Genomic DNA, 19,654 nt, shown 5'->3' with positions numbered 1-19,654 from the left:
CGGTCCTCTCGTGGGCGACAAGCTCAAAGTACGTCACTTTCATGACGCCCGTCAACTAGCTGCCCAACATTCGTCGGTCTACCCTGAAGACGTGACCACCGCACAGGATGACCACTCCGCGCAGTCGCTGATGCTCAGCTTTCTGGGCATCTACCTGCTGGACAAGGACAGCGCCGTCTACTCTGGAAGCGTCATCGACGTGTTCGCCCGCGTGAGCGTCTCCGAGGAGGCCGTCCGTTCGACGCTGACCCGGATGGCCAACCGCGGCCTGCTGACCCGCCACCGCCAGGGCCGGCGCGTCTACTTCGGACTGACCGACCGGGCGGCGCAGGTGCTCGGCGACGGCGCCCGGCGGGTATGGCGCACCGGAGCGGTCAACCGCGACTGGGACGGCAACTGGACCATGGTCGCGTTCTCACTGCCGGACTCGCGTCGCAGCGACCGGCACGATCTGCGCTCGCAACTGATCTGGGCCGGATTCGGCCTGCTGCAGAACGGTTTGTGGATAGCACCCGGCATCAAGGACGCCGCCGCCATCGTCGAGGAACTGGGTCTGGCGGAGAACGTCACGGTGTTCACAGCCCAGCCGTCGAAGCCGACCGAGTCCCTGGACCTGATCCACAAGGCCTTCGACACCGACGCGATCGCCGCCCGCTACAACGAGTTCCTCGAACGCTGGGACAACCGCACGCCACTGCCGTCGGCACCGGACGACCTCGCCCGGCAGCTGGTCCTGCACACCGACTGGCTGCAACTGGTCCGCCAGGACCCGTACCTGCCTGCCGAGCACCTCACCGAGGACTGGCCGGCGATCCGCGCCGAGAAGACCTTCCAGGAACTGGCCGCGCAGTACGAGACGACTGCCACCGCCATCGCCACCGAGCTCATCGAAGAGATACGTGTCGAGCGATAAGTCTCGCCATCCGGACGCCGGTGGTGTGGCCACTGAGGTGCGCTGTGACGTCGAGACACCGCGCCGGAATGCCGGACAGCGCGAGATCCCCGACCAGGTCCAGCAGTTTGTGCCGGGCCGGTTCGTCCGGGTAACGCGGCTCGTTGCCGTAGCCCTCCGGACCGACGAGCACGACCGAACCGATATCCAGTCCCTGGCCGAGTCCGCGCGCCAGCAGGGCTGAGACCTCGTGCACCGGGGCGATCGTCCGTGCCCGAGCGATCCGCGCGAGATAGTCATCTGGGAGCTTGCACGCGAAGGTCTGCGTGATACCGCAGTACGCATAGGTGTACGACCACTGCCCGGTTCCCGGCCGGACTCGAATCCACGCGTCCCGGTCGCTGACGAAGATCTCCCTGTCCGGCAGGAAGATCTCCGTCGGCTCCAGCGACTGGGTCCGGCCGAGCACAGCCACGAAGCCGGCCGCACTGCCGTCGAGTGCGGGAAGCTCCGGATAGGACAGTTCGATCTCCGCGTCCGTGATCTCCATACCCGACAATGCACTCATGATGTGCTCGACCGTGGCGATGTCGCCCAGCGTGGTGTGCCTGTCGGTTCCCGTGACCGCGTCCGGCGCCGCCACTGTCCGGGAGCCGTTGTGCTGGAATGCGATCCCGTTGTCACCGGGATGGACGACCACCTGGACCGGCCGTCCCGAATGCAGGCCGCGACCGGCGAGCCGGACCGGCCCGGCCAAGGTCCGGCGGCGTACCCTCATTCCCGGCGCTCCAGTTTCTCGATCCGTTCATGCAGGTGCGGCAGCCGGGCCGCGATCCGCAGGCCTTCGGCCAACGGCCGGGCCGGAGACCCGTAGTAGACACCGGGCTGCTTCAGGTCCTTCGCGGTCATCGCCCGCGCGGCCAGCGAGACGCCGTCGGCGAGTTCGACATGATCGGCGACCCCGGTCTGCCCGGCCATCGTGACCCGGCCGCCCACCACGGCACTGCCCGCGACCGCGGACTGGCCGCAGATGACCGTGTGGTCGCCGATCCGCGCGTTGTGTCCTATCTGGACCATGTTGTCGAGCTTCACGCCGTTGCCGAGCGTCGTCGCCCCGGCTGTGGCACGGTCGACCGCACTGCCCGCGCCGATCTCCACGTCATCGCCGATGACCACGGCACCGACCTGTTCGATCTTCTGCTGGACCCGGCTGTCCCAGCGAAACCCGAAACCGTCCGCACCCAGGACCGCATGCGCGTGCACAACGCAGCGCGACCCGACACGCACATCTTGATACAGAACAACATGGGGATACAGCACGGTGTTCTCACCGACCGTGCAGTCCTCACCGACATAGCAATACGGGAAAACCTTGACCCCAGCGGCAATCCGCGCGCCTCGCTCGACTACCGCGTACGGCCCGACCGATGCGGTTCGTTCCACCTCCGCCGATGGATCGATCACGGCCGTCGGGTGCACGCCGGGACGTAAGGGCAGCGGCCGCCGGTACATGGCAAGCAACGTCTCGAACGCCGCCCTGGGATGGTCGGCGACCAGATGCGGCCTGCTGATCTCCATCCCGGGCGGCACGATGACCGCACCTGCCGAGTGGGCGGTCACCAGCCGCAGGTACTTCGCGCTCTCGCAGAACGTCAGGCCTTGCGGGTCGTCGGAATCCGCGGGAACCGGCCTGGCCACAACAAAATCCGGTGATTCCCCGACCTCGGCACCGAGCAAGCCCGCCAACTGCGTCAGCGTCCAGCTCATCACGCGACCTCTCGCTGGAAGGACGCGATCCCCCGCAGTGACTTCTCGGCCAGAAATTGCGCCAGTTGATCGACCAGCCCGCCGACGTCGTCCAGCTCCTGCCCGGCGCGCAGCCGTTGGAAGGCGGATCTGAGTGCCCGGTAGTCGGCATTCGCGACCCCGGCCCGGCGTAACCCGACCACGTTCAACGCCCGATGCGTGGCCGGATTGCCGTCCACCGCACAAAAGGGCAGGACGTCACGGTTCACCTTGGCCATCGCGGCCACCATCGCCTGCGTTCCGATCCGGACATGCTGGTGCACACCGCACATCCCGCCGATCACCGCACCATCACCGATCGTCACGTGCCCGGCGATCCCGGCCTGCTGCGACACGACCACGCCGTCGCCGATCCAGCAGTCGTGACCGATGTGCGTCTGCCCCATGATCAGGCATTTGGCGCCGATCCTGGTCGGCCGTGCCGACGTGGTCGCGCGATGGATGACCGCGCCTTCCCGGATGGCCGTGTCCCGGCCGACTTCCAGGTACGTCACGCCTCCGGTGAACGACAGGTCCTGCGGTTCGCCGCCGATCACCGCGTGCGCGTCGATCCGTACCCCCGGCGCCAGCCGGACCCCGGCGTGCACCACCGCGTACGGGCCGATCTCGACGTCGTCGGCCACCTCGGCGGCACTGGACACGACAGCAGTCGAATGAACTCTCTGTGCAACCCCCACTCGATCGATACTCCCACAACTCGCCGGACCGCGGGACTCGTCCGGGCGGGCCTCGCGGGCTAGGTTTGAACACCTAGCCGAAGGGACGACCATGGGTCTGCTTGACCAGGTGCGCGAAGCCATCCGATCCGGCCTCATCGAGGTCGTCGACCTGACGGCGCCGCTGTCGTCAGGCACGCCGATACTCCAGTTGCCCGAGCCGTTCGCCAACACGATCCCGTTCTCGCTGGAGGAGATCAGCCGGTACGACGAGAAAGGCCCGGCCTGGTACTGGAACAACATCCACACCGGCGAGCACACCGGCACGCACCTGGACGTTCCCGTGCACTGGGTGTCCGGCAAGGACGGTCACGACGTCTCCCAGGTGCCACTGGGCACCCTGGTCGCGCCCGCCGTGGTGATCGACGTGTCGGCCAAGGTCGCCGGCGATCCCGACTTCCTGCTGGAGATCGACGAGGTCAAGCAATGGGAGGCCACGCACGGCGCCTTGCCTGACGGCGGCTGGCTGCTTGTGCGCACGGGTTGGGACGCCCGATCTGATGACGCCGAGAGCTTCCTCAACGGAGCGCACAGCCCGGGTATGTCGGCCGAATGCGCGCGGTGGCTTGCCGAAGAGACGCCGTTGGCCGGTGTGGGCGTGGAGACCGTCGGCACGGATGCCGGTGCGGCACACAGCTTCGACCCGCCTTTCCCGTGTCACAACTACATGCTCGGCGCAGGCAAGCATGGTCTGACCCAGTTGCGTAACCTCGGGTCGCTGCCTCCGACCGGCGCGATGATCGTGGTCTCGCCGTTGCCGATCATCGGCGGCTCGGGCAGCCCGGCCAGGGTGCTGGCGCTGGTCGAACGTTGAACGTCGCCGAGGTCGTCGGGCACGCACTGGCCGAACTCGGTGTGGCGCAGGCGTTCGGTGTGGTCGGCAGCGGTAATTTTGTTGTCACGAACGCACTGCGCGATGCCGGTGTGCCATTTGTCGCGACAAGGCATGAAGCGGGCGCAGCCACGATGGCGGACGCGTACTCACGGATGAGCGGACGCGTCGCCGTGGTGTCGGTCCATCAGGGGTGTGGGCTGACGAACGCGTTGACCGGCATAGCGGAGGCGGCCAAGAGCCGGACTCCGATGATCGTGCTCGCCGCCGACACACCTGCTTCGGCGACCTTGGCCAACTTCCGGATCGACCAGGATGCCGCCGTGACCGCGCTGGGAGCCGTGTCCGAACGCGTCCATTCGGCTTCGACTGCTGTCGAGGACACGGTTCGGGCCTATCGGACTGCGGTGAACGAACGCCGGACCGTGGTCCTCAACCTGCCGTTGGACGTCCAGGCAGCTCCGGCTGCGGTGTCGCCCATCCCGCCGCTGACCGTGCCCCTGTCGGCCCAGCCTGCACCGGACGCGGTCAGCGAACTCGCTGCGTTGATCTCGTCCGCCCAACGCCCGGTCTTCATAGCCGGGCGCGGGGCACGAGGCGCGGCAACAGAGTTGGCCGCGTTGGCGTCTCTATCCGGCGCGCTGCTGGCCACTTCCGCTGTCGCGCATGGACTTTTCCATGATGATCCGTGGGCACTGGGAATCTCCGGCGGGTTCTCCTCGCCCCTGGCGGCCTCCCTCATCGCGGAGGCGGACCTGGTGGTCGCGTGGGGATGCGCGCTGACCAAGTGGACCACTCGCAAAGGCCGATTGCTGACCGGCAGGATCGCCCAGGTCGACATCGAGCCCGGCACCGCCCACCAACCCGTTGACCTTGCCGTGCTCGGTGACGCCGCCGTGACTGCGACTGCCGTGACGGACCTTGTCTCCGCGCGGACCGGGTACCGGACGGAGGAGGTGCTCACGCGGATCGCAGCCGGACCTGGATGGCCGGTTGAGGACCTGTCGGCCGAAAGCCTCATCGATCCCCGGCTGCTGAGCTCCGAGTTGGACTCCTTGTTCCCGGCCTCTCGCGTCCTCGCCGTGGATTCCGGCAATTTCATGGGATACCCGAGTGCCCTGCTGTCCATTCCGGACGAGTTCGGCTTCTGCTTCACGCAGGCTTTCCAGTCGATCGGACTCGGTTTGCCCACCGCCATCGGAGCCGCTCTCGCCCAGCCGGACCGCTTGCCTGTCGCCGCCGTCGGCGATGGCGGCTTCCTGATGAGCATCGCCGAACTGGAGACCGTCGTCCGGCTGAAGCTACCGATGGTCATCGTCGTGTACAACGACAGAGCCTACGGCGCCGAGGTCCACCACTTCGGACAGTCCGATCTGTCAACAGTAACGTTCCCGGACACCGACATCGCAGCCATCGCCCGAGGTTTCGGCTGCGCAGCCGCCACCGTCCGCGCGCCCTCAGACCTGGCACCGTTGCGCGACTGGCTGGCCGGACCACGCGACCGCCCATTCCTGATCGACGCCAAGATAGCTTCGGACGGCGGCTCCTGGTGGCTGGCCGACGCATTTGCATAGCATTGGCATGAATATGTCAGCGCCCGGCAGCATAGTTGTCAGTACAATCAGTCCATGGATCTCAGCGGCCGGCACATCCTGATCACCGGGGGCGGCAGCGGGATCGGCGCGGCGCTGGCCGACCGGTTCGCCAAGGAGAACCCCCGCGGTATCACCGTTGTCGATCTCGTGGGCGCGGACGAGACCGCCGCGCGGGTCGGCGGCCTGGCCCTCGATGCCGACGTCAGCAAGGAATCCGAGGTCGTCCGCGTGATCGCTGAGGCGACTCGGCACTACGGCCCCGTCGACGTGTACTTCTCCAACGCGGGCATTCCCCGCCCTCTCGGCGGCGCCGAGGTCAGCGACGACGGCTGGCAACGCCATTGGGACACGCACGTGATGTCGCATGTCTGGGCTACCCGGGCCCTGCTGCCCGGCATGATCTCCCGCGGCTCCGGCTACCTCGTGAACACCGCGTCCGCGGCCGGTCTGCTGATGAGTCCCGGCGCGAGTCCCTACACCGTGACCAAGCACGCCGCCGTGGCCCTCGCCGAGTCCTTCGCCGTGATGTACAGCCACACCGGAATCCGGTTCTCCTGCCTATGCCCAGGCCTGGTGGAGACTCCCCTGGTATCCGATGTGGACAACGAGGCCACCGGCCGCGCGATCCGGATGACCAGCCAGCCGATGGATCCCGCGACCGTCGCCGACATCGCAGTCCGCGGCCTCATCGAGGAACGCTTCCTCATCATGACCCACGGCAAGGAGACATCCAGCGCCGCCCAGTTGCGCGCAAGCGACCCAGAGACATACGTCAGCGCCATGCAGGACCTCTGGCGCACCGCACAGGCCTCTTCCTGAACAGCGCTCGCCGTGGCATGGTCCGTCAAGAAAGTTTGCTGTCCTGTCAGACGAGCAACCAGCCCACTGCCATCGTCACACCGAGGACCAACACCATACCCGCAGACATGCCACGCAGCCCGTTGGCGACACCATTGAGTACGTAGCCTACGCACCGATATGCGAGCGTCGCGATCCACCCGACAACAGTGCTGTATTCGTATGCAAGCCAGGATGGATCACGATGTCCGCGTCGGCGTGCGGTGCTGATGCGGTATTCCGGCCAGATCATCACCGCCGCACAGAGCGCCACCACCATCTGGATCGCTTTGGCCAGTGCACGCAGGGTCATCGGCACACACCATCGAATCACCACGCAGGACACCAGAAAGGCGATCAGCGCCCCCGCGATCACGGTTGGTCCGGCTTCGCTTCGAACGTCAACTGGCGGGTCTCGTCCTCGCCGGTCAGCACCTTGTTGGTGGAGTTGCGCGCCCACTGCAGGATGACACGGACCTGGTCCTCGATCAGCCAGCGGTCGATCGCGTCGGACTTCAGCAACTCGGTGGCGAAGTCGAACACAGCGCGCCTGCTGTCGTCCTTCTCCTTGATCAGCATTTCCACTACCGTCTTGACCTCCTCCGGCTTCGTCGCAAGGTGCAGGGCGAACTGATTGAAGTCACCGGCCACGATGATCTGCCGGAAGAAGTCCACCTTGCGCGTGGTCATGGCCTGCTCGATGCTGAGCTCGTCCATGGCCAGCCGAACGTACACGGTCAGCGACAGGCCGAACTTGCTGCCGAGGTCCTGTTTGTTGAGTATCTCGTTGGCCTCGATCTCCGCCTGTTCGGAGTCCTCGATCAAGTGATCACGAGTCACCGAACGCAGTTCGTGCAGCAACGAAGGGGTCAGTATCCGGCGTACGTCACGGATACCCGACTTGACCACTGTGGACGGCTCGGCCACCTGCCATACGATGTCCATGGTCGCACGGAAGGACATCTTGTCGCCACGACTCGGCGGCGAAGCTTCGATCTTGACGACATGCACCCTGAGGTCCACGTTGTACACGGTTCTGACGCCGCTGAAGAGCAGTTCACCCGTTGTCCGTCGACGTTCCGGTCCGTATTCCACATATGCGCCGGACTGTTTCATACAGACCTGGGCGACGTTGGCGTCGATCGGCGGCCGCCAGAAGAGGAACTCAAACCACTTGATCTTGTGCTCGTCGATGACCGGACTGGTGATCTCCCGGAGTGGTGAACTCTGTGTCACGATGCTTCCTTCCGTAGCGCCGCCTCGATCTGGACGGCGGCTTTGTCATCGAGCGGATCGGCCCAGTCGCGGCGCAACCGGGTGATCAGGTAACCCAACCTGTCTGCGTCCGTCGCGTCATGCACGAGCGTCGGCACAAAGTCCACAAGTGCCGCCATACAAGCCGGGTTCTTCTCGGCGGCCCTGACCCATTGGCCGAACAGGGTTCTCGCGACGTGGTCGCTTTTGCGCCCACGCAGTGCCCACCGCAGCAGACCAGCGATCTGCTCGCGCAGGTCTGGTTCTTCGTCCTGCAGAACAAGCAGCAGCGGCCATCTCTCCTTGCTGCGCGGCACGTGTCTCAGCCCGTTCGCGGAGATCAACACCGGACCTGCGTCGTAACCTCGCCAACGGATCAGATGCCCCAACGCGTACCACGCCAGCGTGCGAAGACTCTGCCGGTCGCTGGCCGACCATTCGGCGAGCTGCCGCAGGACCGGCCGTGATTGTCCGAACGCCAGCAAATTGGCCAGACTGTAGGAAGCCATGTCCACCAGCGACAGGTCTTTATCCTCGGCGAAAACCTTGGACTGTTCCGAAGGAGTGCCCAGGACACGGAGCTCTTCCAATGTCCGGTCGATCGTGGCCGCACCAAGGTGATAGCCCAGCACAGCGGCGGCGGTCAGCTTCTGTCGTTCCGTGCCGCTGCGACGCCAGTAACTGATGCGGTCCCGTAAGGCGCCAGCGATCCGCTCATCTCTCGCCGCTTGGTCCAGCGCCAACGCCGCCACGTGCGCCTTGCGGTCCGCTCTTGACGGGGTCCGCAACAGCGGCAGGATCAGCTTCACGTAGGCGTTGTGCAGATCCAGCGAACAGAAAAGTCCGATGGCCCTTGCCGCCCGGACCCAGATCTCTGGCCTGCCGTCCTCACTGAGTTCCAGCAACCACTCGGCGATCGCGTCCCGCAAGTTGTTGTGGTTCTGCCACACATAACTCAGAACCACCGCGCGGTAGCGGTCGTCGCAGTATCGTGCCTGACTGGCCGGGATCGCATGGGAGCCGAACGGCAGCGGTCCTTCGAACAGTTCCGCCCGGCACACCGGCAGAATCCTTGCGTGATCGTCGCTGAACAGGGTGAGCTTTTTCGTGTTCCCGCCGTGATCCGACTTCATCGACTTCAGTTGGTTGACCAGGCCGCTGCCCTGTTCGACGACCATGGTGTACGGAGACTCGTTGAAGACCGCTAGGGCGATCCGGAACGCACCCAGCCTCAGCGGGCCTTCCATGTTGTCCGCGTCAGTGCCCGCCAGGACGGCGAACCACTCCTCGATCTGCCTGCCGACGGCCTTGGTCGCTGCCGCCTCGACTTCGTCCAGCGTGAGCTGCCCGTGGCCGTACGCAACCAGCAGTTTGGCCATCTCGGCGATCTCGGCCGGCTGCGGGGCCGAGCCAAGAGCCTTGCGCATCCGCGGAGTGCCGGCCAGCTCAATCAGCCGCGCCTCCAGACCGTCCTCGTCGTCCAGATCGATCTCCTTGTCAATGTGCGCCGCGAGCAGTTTGTCCTTGTCCGGCGGATGGTGCCGGATCGCGTAGTCGGCCAGGTCGCGGCGATGACCGTCGAGTTCCGCGATCACGACGCACCAACTCTCGTTCCCCCGGGCCATATCCCTGAGCTTGTTCAGCATCGGCTCGGTCAGCGACGCCCCCGAGTTCGCGTCGAGTTCGAGGACGTACCCCCATCCTTCAGTGAAGTCGTCGTTGGTAAGCGACTTGGCGTCCTGTTCGTCATCAAATCGGGCGACTTTCCCGTCGGCCAAGGCATCCAGCAGGACGATGGCGGTCGTCTGTCTGCCTGACCCTGGATATCCAAAAAGGACGACGAGTCGATGGTCGCGCAGCATCGCGAGCATCTTGTCGTAGTCGCTGACTTTGAGGTATCGCGAGCAGATGTAGCCGAGGTAGCCTTCGCGGACAGTCGCTGATTTGACCGTCCCCGAGCGACCAAAAGCGTAATATACGTCCCCGATGTGCAAGTGGTCGATGGGCGTGCGGACGAACCGCATCGGACCGTCGGTCTGGAAGAAGTCCCGGTCGTAGAACTCCGAGAATCCTCGTCGATCAGCCCCGAACGGATCCTCGTTTTCATTGACGTGCTCTGACGACTTCTTCCCGATATCGTCGGCCTTCTCGGCAGGTTCGGGTGTCTGCTGCTCCGCTGGGCCAGCCTTGGCGGCTTCTTGCTCGCTCATGTCGTCACCACTGACTGTTGTTGATCACGGACGCGGTGACCTGTTTCCCGACAGGCGAATTGTTCAAAGTCACCGTGTGCCCCGACGAACTGACCTTGCCCACGGACGCCCGATTGCGACCGACAACGGGCTCCTGAAGTGACCGATCATGTTGCACGACACGGACCCATTCGTCGGTGTCACCGGCGCGCTTGTACTCGTGCAAGTCAACTCTCCGGCCACTTTCCAGACCGTCGAGATGGCGCACGTCGTCCGACAACGCGATCGCCAGACGTCCACGTGCGGCTTTGCCCAAGGCAGCACGTGCTCTCTCCGAGAGTGCGAGTTCCCGTGCGTTTTCCTCACCTGCCAGTGAGATACCGACCGAAGCCTGGCGGTCGATGGCCTTTGCAAGCTTGGCCATCCACACACCGACGACCCGTTTGCGCTCCACATCAACGGGCACAACACAGATCACACAGTCATCCTCGATCTTGATCGGGCAATCGACATTCTCCTGAGTAAAGGCCTTGGCGACCGGGTCCTTGATCTCCTCCGGTATTCCGCTTTCCGGTCGCACCGCCACGGTCAGCTGGCCATTCTTGTCCACTGTGGATCCTCCAATCGGGTCGCCAAGGGGAAAGCCGCCGCTGGTCGCGGTCAGGCCATCGTTGAGCAGACGGGTGTGCAGGTCATTCATTTCCCTGGGGAACGGCAAGCTATGCCCGCAGAGGTTCTCCCGGTACTGCTGGAAGGTAGCTAACGCCTCGTGCTGCCGGCCATCGAGCCACAGCGCGACGATCAACAGTGCGGTGAGGTTCATGTCTCCCAGGTATTCGGGGAACAGTGCGAGCAACTCGCCAACGCGTTCCCGACAGTGCCCAAGCCGCAGCTCCACCTGGTAGAAGCGCACCATCGCGCGACGACGAGCCTCTTTCATCGTTGTTCTGAAGCTCTCGATCCGCTCGCCCGCAATGCCTGCCAGCGGCGTGCCCTTGCAGAGTCGCAGCGCTTCGGCCAGCAAGGCTGAGGCATGCATGTCGTCGTGCTTCCGCGCCGAGATGAGGTGGTCGACCAGGTGGGCATCCACCGATGTCGGTAGAATGTCCAGCTGCCATCCCCCAGATTTGTTCTGCACCACATCGTCGAGACCGAGTTTGGCCAACTCGCGGCGGAGCGCGCGAGCGAGATGGTGCAGTTCGTTCGGCGCGCTTTCCGGTGGCTCATCCCAGATCCATTGGCACAAGGACTCTCTGGCTGTCCAGCTGCGTTTGGCGGCGAGCAGAGCGACAAGCATGCGTTGCTCCCGCGCCTGTCTGAGGTCGATCGACGCTCCGTTCAGTTCGGCCGAAAGCCCACCCCATAGCCGGAAGACCGGTTCGGTCATCTTTCATCCTTCGCACTCGTTCGACGGCACCTCTGCCGTCCCAGTCAAATCCCTGCCCCATCCCAGTGGCGTCCCAGTCCTGGCCCAGCGGCTGTCCCAGTAGCCCCGCCGAACCTGGCTTCACCACGGAGCCACCAGGGCTCCGGATGGATCAGGGAGAAACCAAAGATGGAAACCCACGCGTTCAAGAAGAGTTCGTTCAGCGAAAACAGCGATTGTGTCGAGGTCGCTGTGGTTGGCAACGGTGTCGTCGTCCGGGACAGCAAGAACCCGGGCGGTCCAAGGCTGTGGTTCTCACGTACGGAGTGGACCGCTTTCCTCTACGGCGTGCTGGCCGGTGAGTTCGGTTTGATGTGACGCTCTCCGCCGAGCGGGATACGGCCCCGTGCCCCGCTCGGCGGTCATTCGACCGTCGAACGTGCCTTGTGTGCCAGCTTGGCCAGATACCTCTGCGCTTCGTCGTCGAAGATCGCCATTTCGCTCAGCAGCGACCAGCGTTTCTCGTAGAGTGCGACGTCACTTGGGTCGTGCACCGTCATCGCGGCATGGATCATCTCCACCGTCACGAACGGAAGATGTTCATCGTCCGCTGGGTGGTAGATCGCGAACCCGTGGGACATGGTTGCCGATGCCTGTGTTCCCTGGGGGATCAAGCCGATCGACACGTTTCCAAGTGTCGCGATGGATGCGATGCGATCCCATTGGGCGAGCAGCACGTTCACCGGCCCGGGCTTCCAACGCAGCGCGGCGTCGGTGATCAGGAACTCGAACTGCCTGCCCTCATCGAAAACCAGTCTTTGCCGATGCAGGCGCGCGGCAACGGCCACGCTCAGATCCTCCTTCATGTAGGGCGGTTGGGACATGCCAAGCAGACGACGTGCGTAGTCGGCTGTCTGCAACAAGCCTGGCACCACGGCCACCTGCAGAATCTGGATCGTCTTGGCGCCGGACTCTCGTTGCTCGACCTCGTCCTGCAAGTGCCCTGCTCCGGACAACAGCTCACGCCAGGGCTGCACCTCGGTGAAAGCGTTGGTGGTCAAGAAGACCAGATGGGCTGTGGTCTCCTCTGAGGCGTTGAGCGCCTGCGCCCATTTGGCCACCTCGGGCAATGTAGGCAGAGCCTGTCCCGATTCGATTCGGGAAATCTTGGACTGGCTGATCGGGATCAGCTTCGCCAGATCACGCCCGGACACTCCGGACAGATCACGGAGCCTTCGCAGTTCCGCAGCCAGGCGTAACCGCCCGGCCACGACCCTGTCAGTCGACTCCATAGCAGCCCCTTGATGCAGAATGATCTATTTTGATTCATTCGCAACTAGCACTGAAGCAGCTCGGAAAATGGCTGTCAATCGGCCACTTGGCGGACGCCGGAACGGTGAGATCCACTTTGAGTCAGAACAACCCACAGCAGAAACTTGATTGGCAAGATCACTGATAGATCTGCGCGTCGGACATGCTGGTGATCAAGTAGCCGGTGCCACGCAGCCGTCAGTCCGGGTGATCATCGTTCGCCGGGTTGCTCATTTCCTGAGGTCAGGGGCTTGAGGTCGGGCTGACTCGCCCGGCGTGGGTTGAGCACGAGCTTGATCTTCTGGGTGGTGGTCTTCGCGGCGCGAGCGTCGGTACCGGCCTCAACGACCAGAATTTGACCTTGGCGCCCGGTTTGGCTTCCTTCTCCACCGCGACGGTCAGTTCGAACTCGACCGAGCCGAGTTCGAACTTCAGGTCGGCGTTCCCGCTGCTGTCTTCGCCTCGGTCAGTTCGGACCGCAGCCAGCCGATCAGTTCTGCGAGCCTCACCGCCATCGTTTACCCCCTCATGGTGCGAGAGCACACTCTAACCCCCAGCCACCGGGCAGGATGGGAGAACGTAGTCTGCGCCCGTGATTGACAGCGAGGACAGGACGTTCCCGGCCGCACTGGCCGAGGCGTTCGAGATCGAGTTTGACTACGCCGACGGTGACGGCGTGGACTTCGAGCCGTTCGACCAGTTCGAGTCGGCGGACGAGACGACGGACTGGATCCGTTCGTGGACCGGTAACAAAGAGCTGACCGGCGAGCAGTTCCGGGTGATGGGCCAGGACGGCACCGGCGGGTACGCCGCGTTCTGGCTCATCCGCTCGGACCGGCCGGTGACCGAGCAGCCGGTGGTCTTCCTCGGCTCCGAGGGCGAGACCGGCGTGGTGGCCCGTAACCTGGCCGATTTCCTGTGGCTGCTCGCCGACGGATTCGGGCCGCTCGAAGCAGTCGAGTACCCCGAACAGTCCTCACAGCCCAATGACGAACTCGTCGAGATCGCCGAGCGCCACGCCCCGGACGCCCGCAAAACCGGTGCCGAGGCAATCGCCGCCGCCAAAGCGGAGTTCCCGGACTTCGAAGCCACCATCGAAGCCCTCTGCCGCTGAAAGACAGCCCGGGTGCCTCCAGCGGGGCATCCGGGTCAGGGCAACGTGGTGAGTAACTCGCGCCAGGCGGTGTAGGCGAGAGTCAGCGTCGGGCCAGCCGGGTTCTTCGAGTCACGAACCAGCACCTGAGGGCTCCGCCACGCCACCTCAACGCAGTCTGATCCGCTAGTTCCGCTATAGCTGCTCTTGCGCCAGGACGTCTGCGACAACCTCTTGACTCCCTCGGTCGTACGCGTCGGCCAACTCGGCCACGCACTCTCGAGATTGTCCTTCATCCAGGGCGATGTCAGCGAGCATGGTCATCCGCTCGTAGTAGTGACGCACATAGTCAGAGTCTTCGAGGATCAGGCCACCGCCACCGAGGTCGTCCAGGTAAACGACGGGGCGGTACTCATCGAACTCCATGAGGCGGAACGCCCCGCCGAACACAGACCGCGCTCCCGCCTTGATCGGCACGATCCGCACTGTGACGTTCTCCAATGCCGCAGTGAGCACGAAATGCAACAGCTGCTCATGCATGGTCACCTCGCTGCCGACCGGCATCCGCAATGCCTGCTCGTGGAGGTAGAAGGTGAACCGCGCGGGATTCCGCAGGTACAGAATTCGTTGCCGCTCCCGTCTTGTGCGAACAACGCTCGCGACCCAGTCCTCGTCGAGATCGTCGATAGCCGCAATGAGGGCCTCTGTGTATCTGGGTGTCTGTAGCAGCCCGTTGACTACCTGCGGCTCGTAGATGATCGAGTGCGAGGCCGAAGACTCAAGGAAGATCAACGACTGCAAGGAGCCACCGATCCGCTTGTCCGACAGGTAGTAGCCCTGCTTGCGCTCGGCGATCCGGCAGAGCTCCACCAGCGGCCTCGCCTCGCGCAATGTCAGGCCGCACTTGACCACGTACTGCACTACGTCAGTCGTGGTCGTCATCCGCCTGCCGTTCTCCATTCGCGAGATCATCGTCGGCGCCCACTCCAGTCCGTGGGCGAGTTGGGCGGCGGTCAGCCCGGCGTCCTCCCGAATCCGGAGCAGCAGCCTGCCCAGTTCGCGGTAGGCGCTCGTCGGGTCGGCAGTGCTCATGTCCTCACGCTAGAACCGGCATCCGGCATTTCCCATGCACGCCACGCCGAATACACCTCATTGGCGCATCTCGGCACTCCACTTTCACCGGGCGAGAAGTCCTCCATAGTGGACTGTCACGTCAGCAGTGGACTGATGCCCGTCATGGCCAGACGGCGGAACCGTTCGAAGACCTCTTCCGTGGTGAGTCCGGAGTCGCTGTTGAGCCACCAGGTCAGCACGCCGGTGAGCCCGCTGGTGACGAACGCGATCGTGGCCTCGAAATCTCCGGTCCGAATGCGAGTGCGCAAATGGTCGGCCACGACGGTGGTCAGGCCGCGCCGGACCACGAGCATGGCTGGCTCGTGCTTTCCGACTGTGGCTTGGAAAAGGTCGCGGTTCTCGCCTGAGTAACGGAACACCGCGCGCAACGGGCCGAGTACGTCCGTCGGATCATCGTCCGCCGCCTTCAGGATGTCGGCTCGCAGATCCTCGAATCGGCTCGTCAGCAAATCGTCTTTGTTCTGGTAATGCGCGTAGAAGGTGGACCGGCCGACGTCGGCACGGTCCAGAATGTCCTGGACGCTGACTTTGTCGTAGCCGCGTTCCAGGAGCAGGTCGACCAGCGACCGCCAGAGCAGTTCCCGTGTCCTGCGCACCCGCCTGTCCATCCGGCTCCCCCAGTTTCCGCACAATCCCGGCTTGGTGTCCGGTATCGAACACAGTCGGCGATCTGTTCCTGGCCAGGCCGCACCGGCCGTGTCCATTATTGAACAAGAGTCCGGAAAACAGGGGGAACTATGACTGTGCAGCCGATGGAGATGCCCGGGATCGGCACGGCATGGCTGATCACTGGATACGAAGAAGCCCGTGCGGCACTGACCGACCCGCGGTTCTCACGTGACGACCGCAAGGCGCCGGAATGGCTGCACCAACATGCGGAACAGCACCGGATCGACAGTTCGCTGGGCCGCAACATGCTGGACTGCGACCCGCCGGAGCACACCCGGCTGCGTCAGGTGGTCAAAAAGGCGTTCACGCCGCGCCGGATCGAGGCGCTGCGGCCACGCGTCCAGCAGATCACCGACGACCTGCTCGACGCGATGAGCGGCCATGACGAGGTGGATCTCATCGAGGCGCTGGCGTTTCCGCTGCCGGTGACGGTCATCTGCGAGCTGCTCGGGCTGCCCGCGGCCGACCACGCCGACTTCCGGGCCTGGACCGCCGGCCTGATCCAGAGCGACGACCGTGAGCTGACCAGAACATCAGGCAAGGCGCTGCGGGCGTACTTCGAGAACCGGATCGCCGGCATCGAGCTGGACGACCTGCCTGAGGACGAACAGCCCGACCTCACCCGTGCGCTGCTGCGCGCGAGCGGCGACGAAGGCCGGCTCACTCGTGAAGAACTGATCGACATGCTGATGTTGCTGCTGATCGCCGGGCACGAGACCACGGTCAACCTGGTCGGCAACGCGGTGGTCACGCTCCTGGGCAATCCCGATCAGCTTGCCCTGCTGCGGTCCGAGCCGGCGCTCGTGCCGCAGGCGATCGAGGAACTGCTGCGGCTCGACGGGCCGCTGAACGCCGCGCTGCCCCGGATCACGCAGGCCGACGTCGAGGTCTCCGGCGTGACGATCCCGGCAGGCAACATGGTCAGCATCGTCATCTCGGTCGCGAACCGGGACCCCGAGACGTTCGACGATCCCCACCGCGTCGACGTGACCAGGACGGACACGCAGCATCTGGCGTTCGGGCACGGAATCCACTTCTGTCTGGGCTCCGCGCTGGCCAGGCTGGAGGCCCAGGTCGCGATCGGCGGTCTCGTCGCCCGGTTCCCGGAGCTGAGCCTCGCCACGACCGACCTGCAGTGGCGGCCCAACCCGATGATCAGGGGGCTGGTCAGCCTGCCTGTCAGGACCGGAACACGACCCAGCGCATAGCCGCGTACATGTAGACGGCCTCGCACGCACCAGCGACCAGCCGGGCGATCCGGTAGTCGAGGCCGAGCGCGGCCAGACCGCTGCCGACGCCCAGGATCCAGACCAGATAGTTGATCACGACGACCACCACGTACACGGCGAACTGCTTGCCGGCGGGTGCGTGCGACCGGAAGTTGAAGGCGCGGTTGAGCACGAAACTCAACGCGAACGCGGCGGCGTAGGCGACGGTGATGCTCAGCGGGAGCGCCAGATCCAGCACGCCGTGCAGCAGGCTGAGCAGCAGCAGATCGACGCCGAACGTGAACCCGTTGATCACCGCGAAGCCGAGCAGGCTCGGTGGCACGACCTTGGCGAGCCCGAACGGCAGTCTCGCCACGATCGCTGCCAGCACCGCGTTGAACTTGTCGCCCCGCGCGGCGCGGGTCTCCGCTACTGACACGCGGCGGAGTGTGCCGAGCGCAGGTGTCCGGCGGGCGAACTCTGATCGACCCGTGGGTGGTCAGCAGGCCACTGACCACCCACGGGGGATCTCAGTGCACGGGCGGCGTGACCGCGGCGGCCTCTTCGGCCAGCCGTTCGGTGCCCGTCTGGGTCTTGAGCGGGATCTGCTTGATGAAGAAGACCACCAGCACCGCCAGGACCGCGAACGGCAGGGCGTACAGGAAGATCTCGCTGGTCGCGACGCCGTACGCCTCCCGGATCACCTCTCGGACCGGCTCGGGCAGCGTGGCCAGGTCCGGCACGGCGGAACTGGACGAACCACCGGGCAACGGGCCGAGACGGGACGTGATCTCGCTGGTCACCCGGTTGGCCAGGATCGCGCCGAGCACGCTCACCCCGATCGAGCCGCCGAGGCTGCGGAAGAACGACAGCACGGACGTGGCCGCGCCGAGGTCCTGTGCCGCGACGTCGTTCTGCGCCACCAGGACCAGGTTCTGCATCAGCATGCCGACCCCGATACCGAGCACGAACATGAAGACGCTCAGCAGGAGGATGCTGGTACCGCGGTCGATCGTGGCCAGCAGCGCGAACCCGGCGATCATGAACACGCCGCCGAGGATCAGCTGGTTCTTCCACTTGCCGGTGCGGCTGATGATCTGGCCGGACACGGTCGAGGACACCAGCAGGCCGAAGATCATCGGCAGGCTCATCAGACCGGCCACGGTCGGCGACTTGCCCAGCGAGAGCTGGAAGTACTGGGACAGGAACACCGTGCCGCCGAACATCGCGACACCGACGAGGAAGCTCACGATCGTGGTCAGGGTGACCGTGCGGTTGCGGAAGATGCTCAACGGCACGATCGGCTCAGCCACCCGCGATTCCACCCACACCGCCAGGGCCAGCACCACGATTCCGCCGCCAACCAGCAGGAACGTCCAGCCCGACAGCCAGTCGAACTGGTGGCCGGCCAGCGTGGTCCACACCAGCAGGGTGGACACGCCGAGCATGATCAGGAACGCGCCCAGGTAGTCGACCTTCACGCCTTCCCGCTTCACGGTCGGGATGTTGAGCGTGCGCTGCAGCAACAGGATCGCGGCCAGCGCGAACGGCACACCCAGGAAGAAGCACCAGCGCCAGCCGAGCCACGACGTGTCCACCATGACGCCACCGATCAGCGGGCCCGCGACCGTGCCGACGGCGAACACAGCACCGAAGATGCCCATGTAGCGGCCGAGTTCACGCGGCGACACCATGGCCGCCATCACGACCTGCGCCAGCGCGGTCAGGCCACCGGCGCCGACACCCTGCACGACACGGCTCGCGATCAGCGTGCCGATGTCACCGGAGAACCCGGCGACCAGGGAGCCGACCACGAACATCGCCAGCGACAGCTGGATCAGCAGTTTCTTGTTGTACAGGTCGGAAAGCTTGCCCCAGAGCGGAACCGTCGCGGTCATCGCGAGCAGTTCCGTCGTGACCACCCAGGTGTACGACGACTGCGACCCGCCCAGGTCCGCCACGATCCGCGGCAATGCGTTGGCCACGACCGTCGAGGCGAGGATGGCCACGAACATGCCCATCATCAACCCGGACAGCGCCTGGACCACCTGGCTGCGTGAGAGTTTCGCGTCCTGCGCAGGCGGGTCTGACGTGACTGTCATTTCATCCCCTCAGTAGATACGCCCGCCGGCAGCGGCAGGCCCGAGGCGACCGCGTCGATCGCCTCGTCGAACAGTTCGGTCACCGAGGCTTTTCCGCCGAGCTCGTACCACCGCTTGGTCACCGCCTGAAACGCGGCACCGACGGTCATCAGCAGCAACCGCGGATAAAGGTCGCCGTCCACATCGAGACCGGTCCGCGCGGCGATGGCCTCGAGCATCAGCCGCTCGGTCTCCTCCTTGGCCGTGAACATCTTGATCATCAACGCCGGATCCCGTTCGATGATCGAGATCCGGACCAGCCAGTCCTCGGCCTCCCGGTCGAGCCGCTGCGCCACCGGCCGCCACGCGAACGCCAGCGCCCGCACCGGGCTGAACTCGGCGGGCGCGCTCGCCAGCGCCTGCGTGATGATCTTCGTCTGCTCGACCGGGTCCGGATCGGGCTGCAGGACAGCGTCCTCTTTGGACGGGAAGTAGTTGAAGAAGGTACGAGCCGACACGCCGGCCTCGGCGGCGATGTCGTCGACCGTCACATTCTCGATGCCCCGCTCGGCCGCCAGCCGCACCGCGGCCTTGGACAGCGTCTGCCGCGTCTCCAGCTTCTTGCGTTCCCGCAGCCCCAGCGGGCGCTCATCCTCCGGCATGACACGACG

22 protein-coding genes are annotated in these 19,654 nt (G+C 65.0%); 7 read left to right on the top strand and 15 right to left on the bottom strand.

All coding sequences use genetic code 11. From position 1 onward, the window contains the following. The first annotated feature begins 91 nt into the window (after window positions 1-91). A complete protein-coding gene (locus JOF56_RS33260) occupies window positions 92-913 on the top strand; it encodes a PaaX family transcriptional regulator (RefSeq protein WP_307855371.1) in 822 nt (273 codons plus the stop codon). Here the strand turns inward: JOF56_RS33260 and JOF56_RS33255 are convergent. From JOF56_RS33255 to JOF56_RS33245, 3 genes are read right to left on the bottom strand one after another with little or no spacing between them, the layout of a single operon-like run. Then, the gene (locus tag JOF56_RS33255) at window positions 885-1,670 is read right to left on the bottom strand and encodes a UDP-3-O-acyl-N-acetylglucosamine deacetylase (protein WP_209643401.1); all 786 of its coding nucleotides are present in this window, start codon (window positions 1,668-1,670) and stop codon (window positions 885-887) included. The genes JOF56_RS33260 and JOF56_RS33255 overlap by 29 nt on opposite strands. Beyond that, window positions 1,667-2,659: a UDP-3-O-(3-hydroxymyristoyl)glucosamine N-acyltransferase gene (gene lpxD / locus JOF56_RS33250; RefSeq protein WP_209643400.1), complete on the bottom strand. Its 993-nt coding sequence runs from the start codon at window positions 2,657-2,659 to the stop codon at window positions 1,667-1,669. Before lpxD ends, JOF56_RS33255 begins: the two co-directional genes overlap by 4 nt. After that, window positions 2,659-3,468 carry an acyl-ACP--UDP-N-acetylglucosamine O-acyltransferase gene (locus JOF56_RS33245; protein WP_245378493.1) on the bottom strand — a complete coding sequence of 270 codons (810 nt, stop codon included), beginning with the start codon at window positions 3,466-3,468 and terminating at the stop codon, window positions 2,659-2,661. The genes lpxD and JOF56_RS33245 overlap by 1 nt, the downstream gene beginning before the upstream one ends. Here JOF56_RS33245 and JOF56_RS33240 point away from each other — a divergent pair. From JOF56_RS33240 to JOF56_RS33230, 3 genes are read left to right on the top strand one after another with little or no spacing between them, the layout of a single operon-like run. Further along, window positions 3,467-4,228: a cyclase family protein gene (locus JOF56_RS33240; RefSeq protein WP_209643398.1), complete on the top strand. Its 762-nt coding sequence runs from the start codon at window positions 3,467-3,469 to the stop codon at window positions 4,226-4,228. The genes JOF56_RS33245 and JOF56_RS33240 overlap by 2 nt on opposite strands. After that, a complete protein-coding gene (locus tag JOF56_RS33235; RefSeq protein ID WP_209643397.1) occupies window positions 4,225-5,820 on the top strand; it encodes a thiamine pyrophosphate-binding protein in 1,596 nt (531 codons plus the stop codon). Before JOF56_RS33240 ends, JOF56_RS33235 begins: the two co-directional genes overlap by 4 nt. A gap of 54 nt (window positions 5,821-5,874) precedes the next feature. Continuing rightward, window positions 5,875-6,660 (top strand): SDR family oxidoreductase, encoded by a 786-nt coding sequence (locus JOF56_RS33230; RefSeq protein ID WP_209643396.1) that lies wholly within the window; start codon window positions 5,875-5,877, stop codon window positions 6,658-6,660. Between the two features lie 46 nt (window positions 6,661-6,706). Here JOF56_RS33230 and JOF56_RS33225 read toward each other — a convergent pair whose 3' ends face one another. Genes JOF56_RS33225 through JOF56_RS33210 form a run of 4 tightly spaced genes read right to left on the bottom strand, consistent with a single transcriptional unit; the run spans window position 6,707 to window position 11,508 of the window. Continuing rightward, window positions 6,707-6,991: a hypothetical protein gene (locus JOF56_RS33225; RefSeq protein ID WP_209643395.1), complete on the bottom strand. Its 285-nt coding sequence runs from the start codon at window positions 6,989-6,991 to the stop codon at window positions 6,707-6,709. 59 nt (window positions 6,992-7,050) lie between these two features. Next, window positions 7,051-7,914 carry a hypothetical protein gene (locus JOF56_RS33220; RefSeq protein WP_209643394.1) on the bottom strand — a complete coding sequence of 288 codons (864 nt, stop codon included), beginning with the start codon at window positions 7,912-7,914 and terminating at the stop codon, window positions 7,051-7,053. Then, window positions 7,911-10,142 carry a hypothetical protein gene (locus JOF56_RS33215; protein WP_209643393.1) on the bottom strand — a complete coding sequence of 744 codons (2,232 nt, stop codon included), beginning with the start codon at window positions 10,140-10,142 and terminating at the stop codon, window positions 7,911-7,913. The genes JOF56_RS33220 and JOF56_RS33215 overlap by 4 nt, the downstream gene beginning before the upstream one ends. A gap of 4 nt (window positions 10,143-10,146) precedes the next feature. Next, window positions 10,147-11,508 carry an AfsR/SARP family transcriptional regulator gene (locus JOF56_RS33210; protein WP_209643392.1) on the bottom strand — a complete coding sequence of 454 codons (1,362 nt, stop codon included), beginning with the start codon at window positions 11,506-11,508 and terminating at the stop codon, window positions 10,147-10,149. Window positions 11,509-11,676: 168 nt separating this feature from the next. On the opposite strand from JOF56_RS33210, the gene JOF56_RS33205 reads away from it, so the two are divergent. Further along, on the top strand, window positions 11,677-11,865 hold the full coding sequence (locus JOF56_RS33205) for a DUF397 domain-containing protein (RefSeq protein ID WP_209643391.1): 189 nt from the start codon (window positions 11,677-11,679) through the stop codon (window positions 11,863-11,865). 44 nt (window positions 11,866-11,909) lie between these two features. On the opposite strand, the gene JOF56_RS33200 is transcribed toward JOF56_RS33205, so the two are convergent. Further along, window positions 11,910-12,779, bottom strand: a complete 870-nt coding sequence (locus JOF56_RS33200) for a helix-turn-helix domain-containing protein (RefSeq protein ID WP_209643390.1) — start codon at window positions 12,777-12,779, stop codon at window positions 11,910-11,912. A 262-nt stretch (window positions 12,780-13,041) separates the two neighbouring features. Then, window positions 13,042-13,341: a trypco2 family protein gene (locus JOF56_RS60820; RefSeq protein ID WP_372448292.1), complete on the bottom strand. Its 300-nt coding sequence runs from the start codon at window positions 13,339-13,341 to the stop codon at window positions 13,042-13,044. 49 nt (window positions 13,342-13,390) lie between these two features. Between JOF56_RS60820 and JOF56_RS33195 the strand changes: the two genes are divergently transcribed. Further along, the gene (locus JOF56_RS33195; protein ID WP_307855370.1) at window positions 13,391-13,912 is read left to right on the top strand and encodes an SMI1/KNR4 family protein; all 522 of its coding nucleotides are present in this window, start codon (window positions 13,391-13,393) and stop codon (window positions 13,910-13,912) included. 35 nt (window positions 13,913-13,947) lie between these two features. Here JOF56_RS33195 and JOF56_RS33190 read toward each other — a convergent pair whose 3' ends face one another. The 3 genes from JOF56_RS33190 to JOF56_RS33180 form a co-directional block, all read right to left on the bottom strand. Beyond that, a complete protein-coding gene (locus JOF56_RS33190; RefSeq protein WP_209643389.1) occupies window positions 13,948-14,187 on the bottom strand; it encodes a DUF397 domain-containing protein in 240 nt (79 codons plus the stop codon). Next, entirely contained in the window at window positions 14,087-14,983 is an 897-nt protein-coding gene (locus JOF56_RS33185) for a helix-turn-helix domain-containing protein (RefSeq protein WP_209643388.1), read from the bottom strand. Before JOF56_RS33185 ends, JOF56_RS33190 begins: the two co-directional genes overlap by 101 nt. Before the next feature lie 116 nt (window positions 14,984-15,099). Further along, a complete protein-coding gene (locus tag JOF56_RS33180; protein ID WP_209643387.1) occupies window positions 15,100-15,633 on the bottom strand; it encodes a TetR/AcrR family transcriptional regulator in 534 nt (177 codons plus the stop codon). A gap of 129 nt (window positions 15,634-15,762) precedes the next feature. Here JOF56_RS33180 and JOF56_RS33175 point away from each other — a divergent pair, with 129 nt between their 5' ends. Continuing rightward, window positions 15,763-16,902, top strand: coding sequence for a cytochrome P450 family protein (locus tag JOF56_RS33175; protein ID WP_209643386.1), 1,140 nt, complete (start codon window positions 15,763-15,765; stop codon window positions 16,900-16,902). Here JOF56_RS33175 and JOF56_RS33170 read toward each other — a convergent pair. The 3 genes from JOF56_RS33170 to JOF56_RS33160 form a co-directional block, all read right to left on the bottom strand. Beyond that, a complete protein-coding gene (locus tag JOF56_RS33170) occupies window positions 16,874-17,341 on the bottom strand; it encodes a GtrA family protein (protein WP_209643385.1) in 468 nt (155 codons plus the stop codon). The two genes, JOF56_RS33175 and JOF56_RS33170, sit on opposite strands and share 29 nt — an antisense overlap. Before the next feature lie 91 nt (window positions 17,342-17,432). Next, on the bottom strand, window positions 17,433-19,004 hold the full coding sequence (locus tag JOF56_RS33165) for an MDR family MFS transporter (protein ID WP_209643384.1): 1,572 nt from the start codon (window positions 19,002-19,004) through the stop codon (window positions 17,433-17,435). Further along, window positions 19,001-19,645, bottom strand: a complete 645-nt coding sequence (locus JOF56_RS33160; protein WP_209643383.1) for a TetR family transcriptional regulator — start codon at window positions 19,643-19,645, stop codon at window positions 19,001-19,003. The genes JOF56_RS33165 and JOF56_RS33160 overlap by 4 nt, the downstream gene beginning before the upstream one ends. Window positions 19,646-19,654: the final 9 nt, after the last annotated feature.

Origin of the sequence: Kibdelosporangium banguiense, from assembly GCF_017876405.1 — a bacterium.
GTDB classification, from domain to species: Bacteria; Actinomycetota; Actinomycetes; order Mycobacteriales; family Pseudonocardiaceae; genus Kibdelosporangium; species Kibdelosporangium banguiense.
Note: the sequence above shows the minus strand (reverse complement) of the source record. Positions and strands in the feature narration are given on the sequence as shown.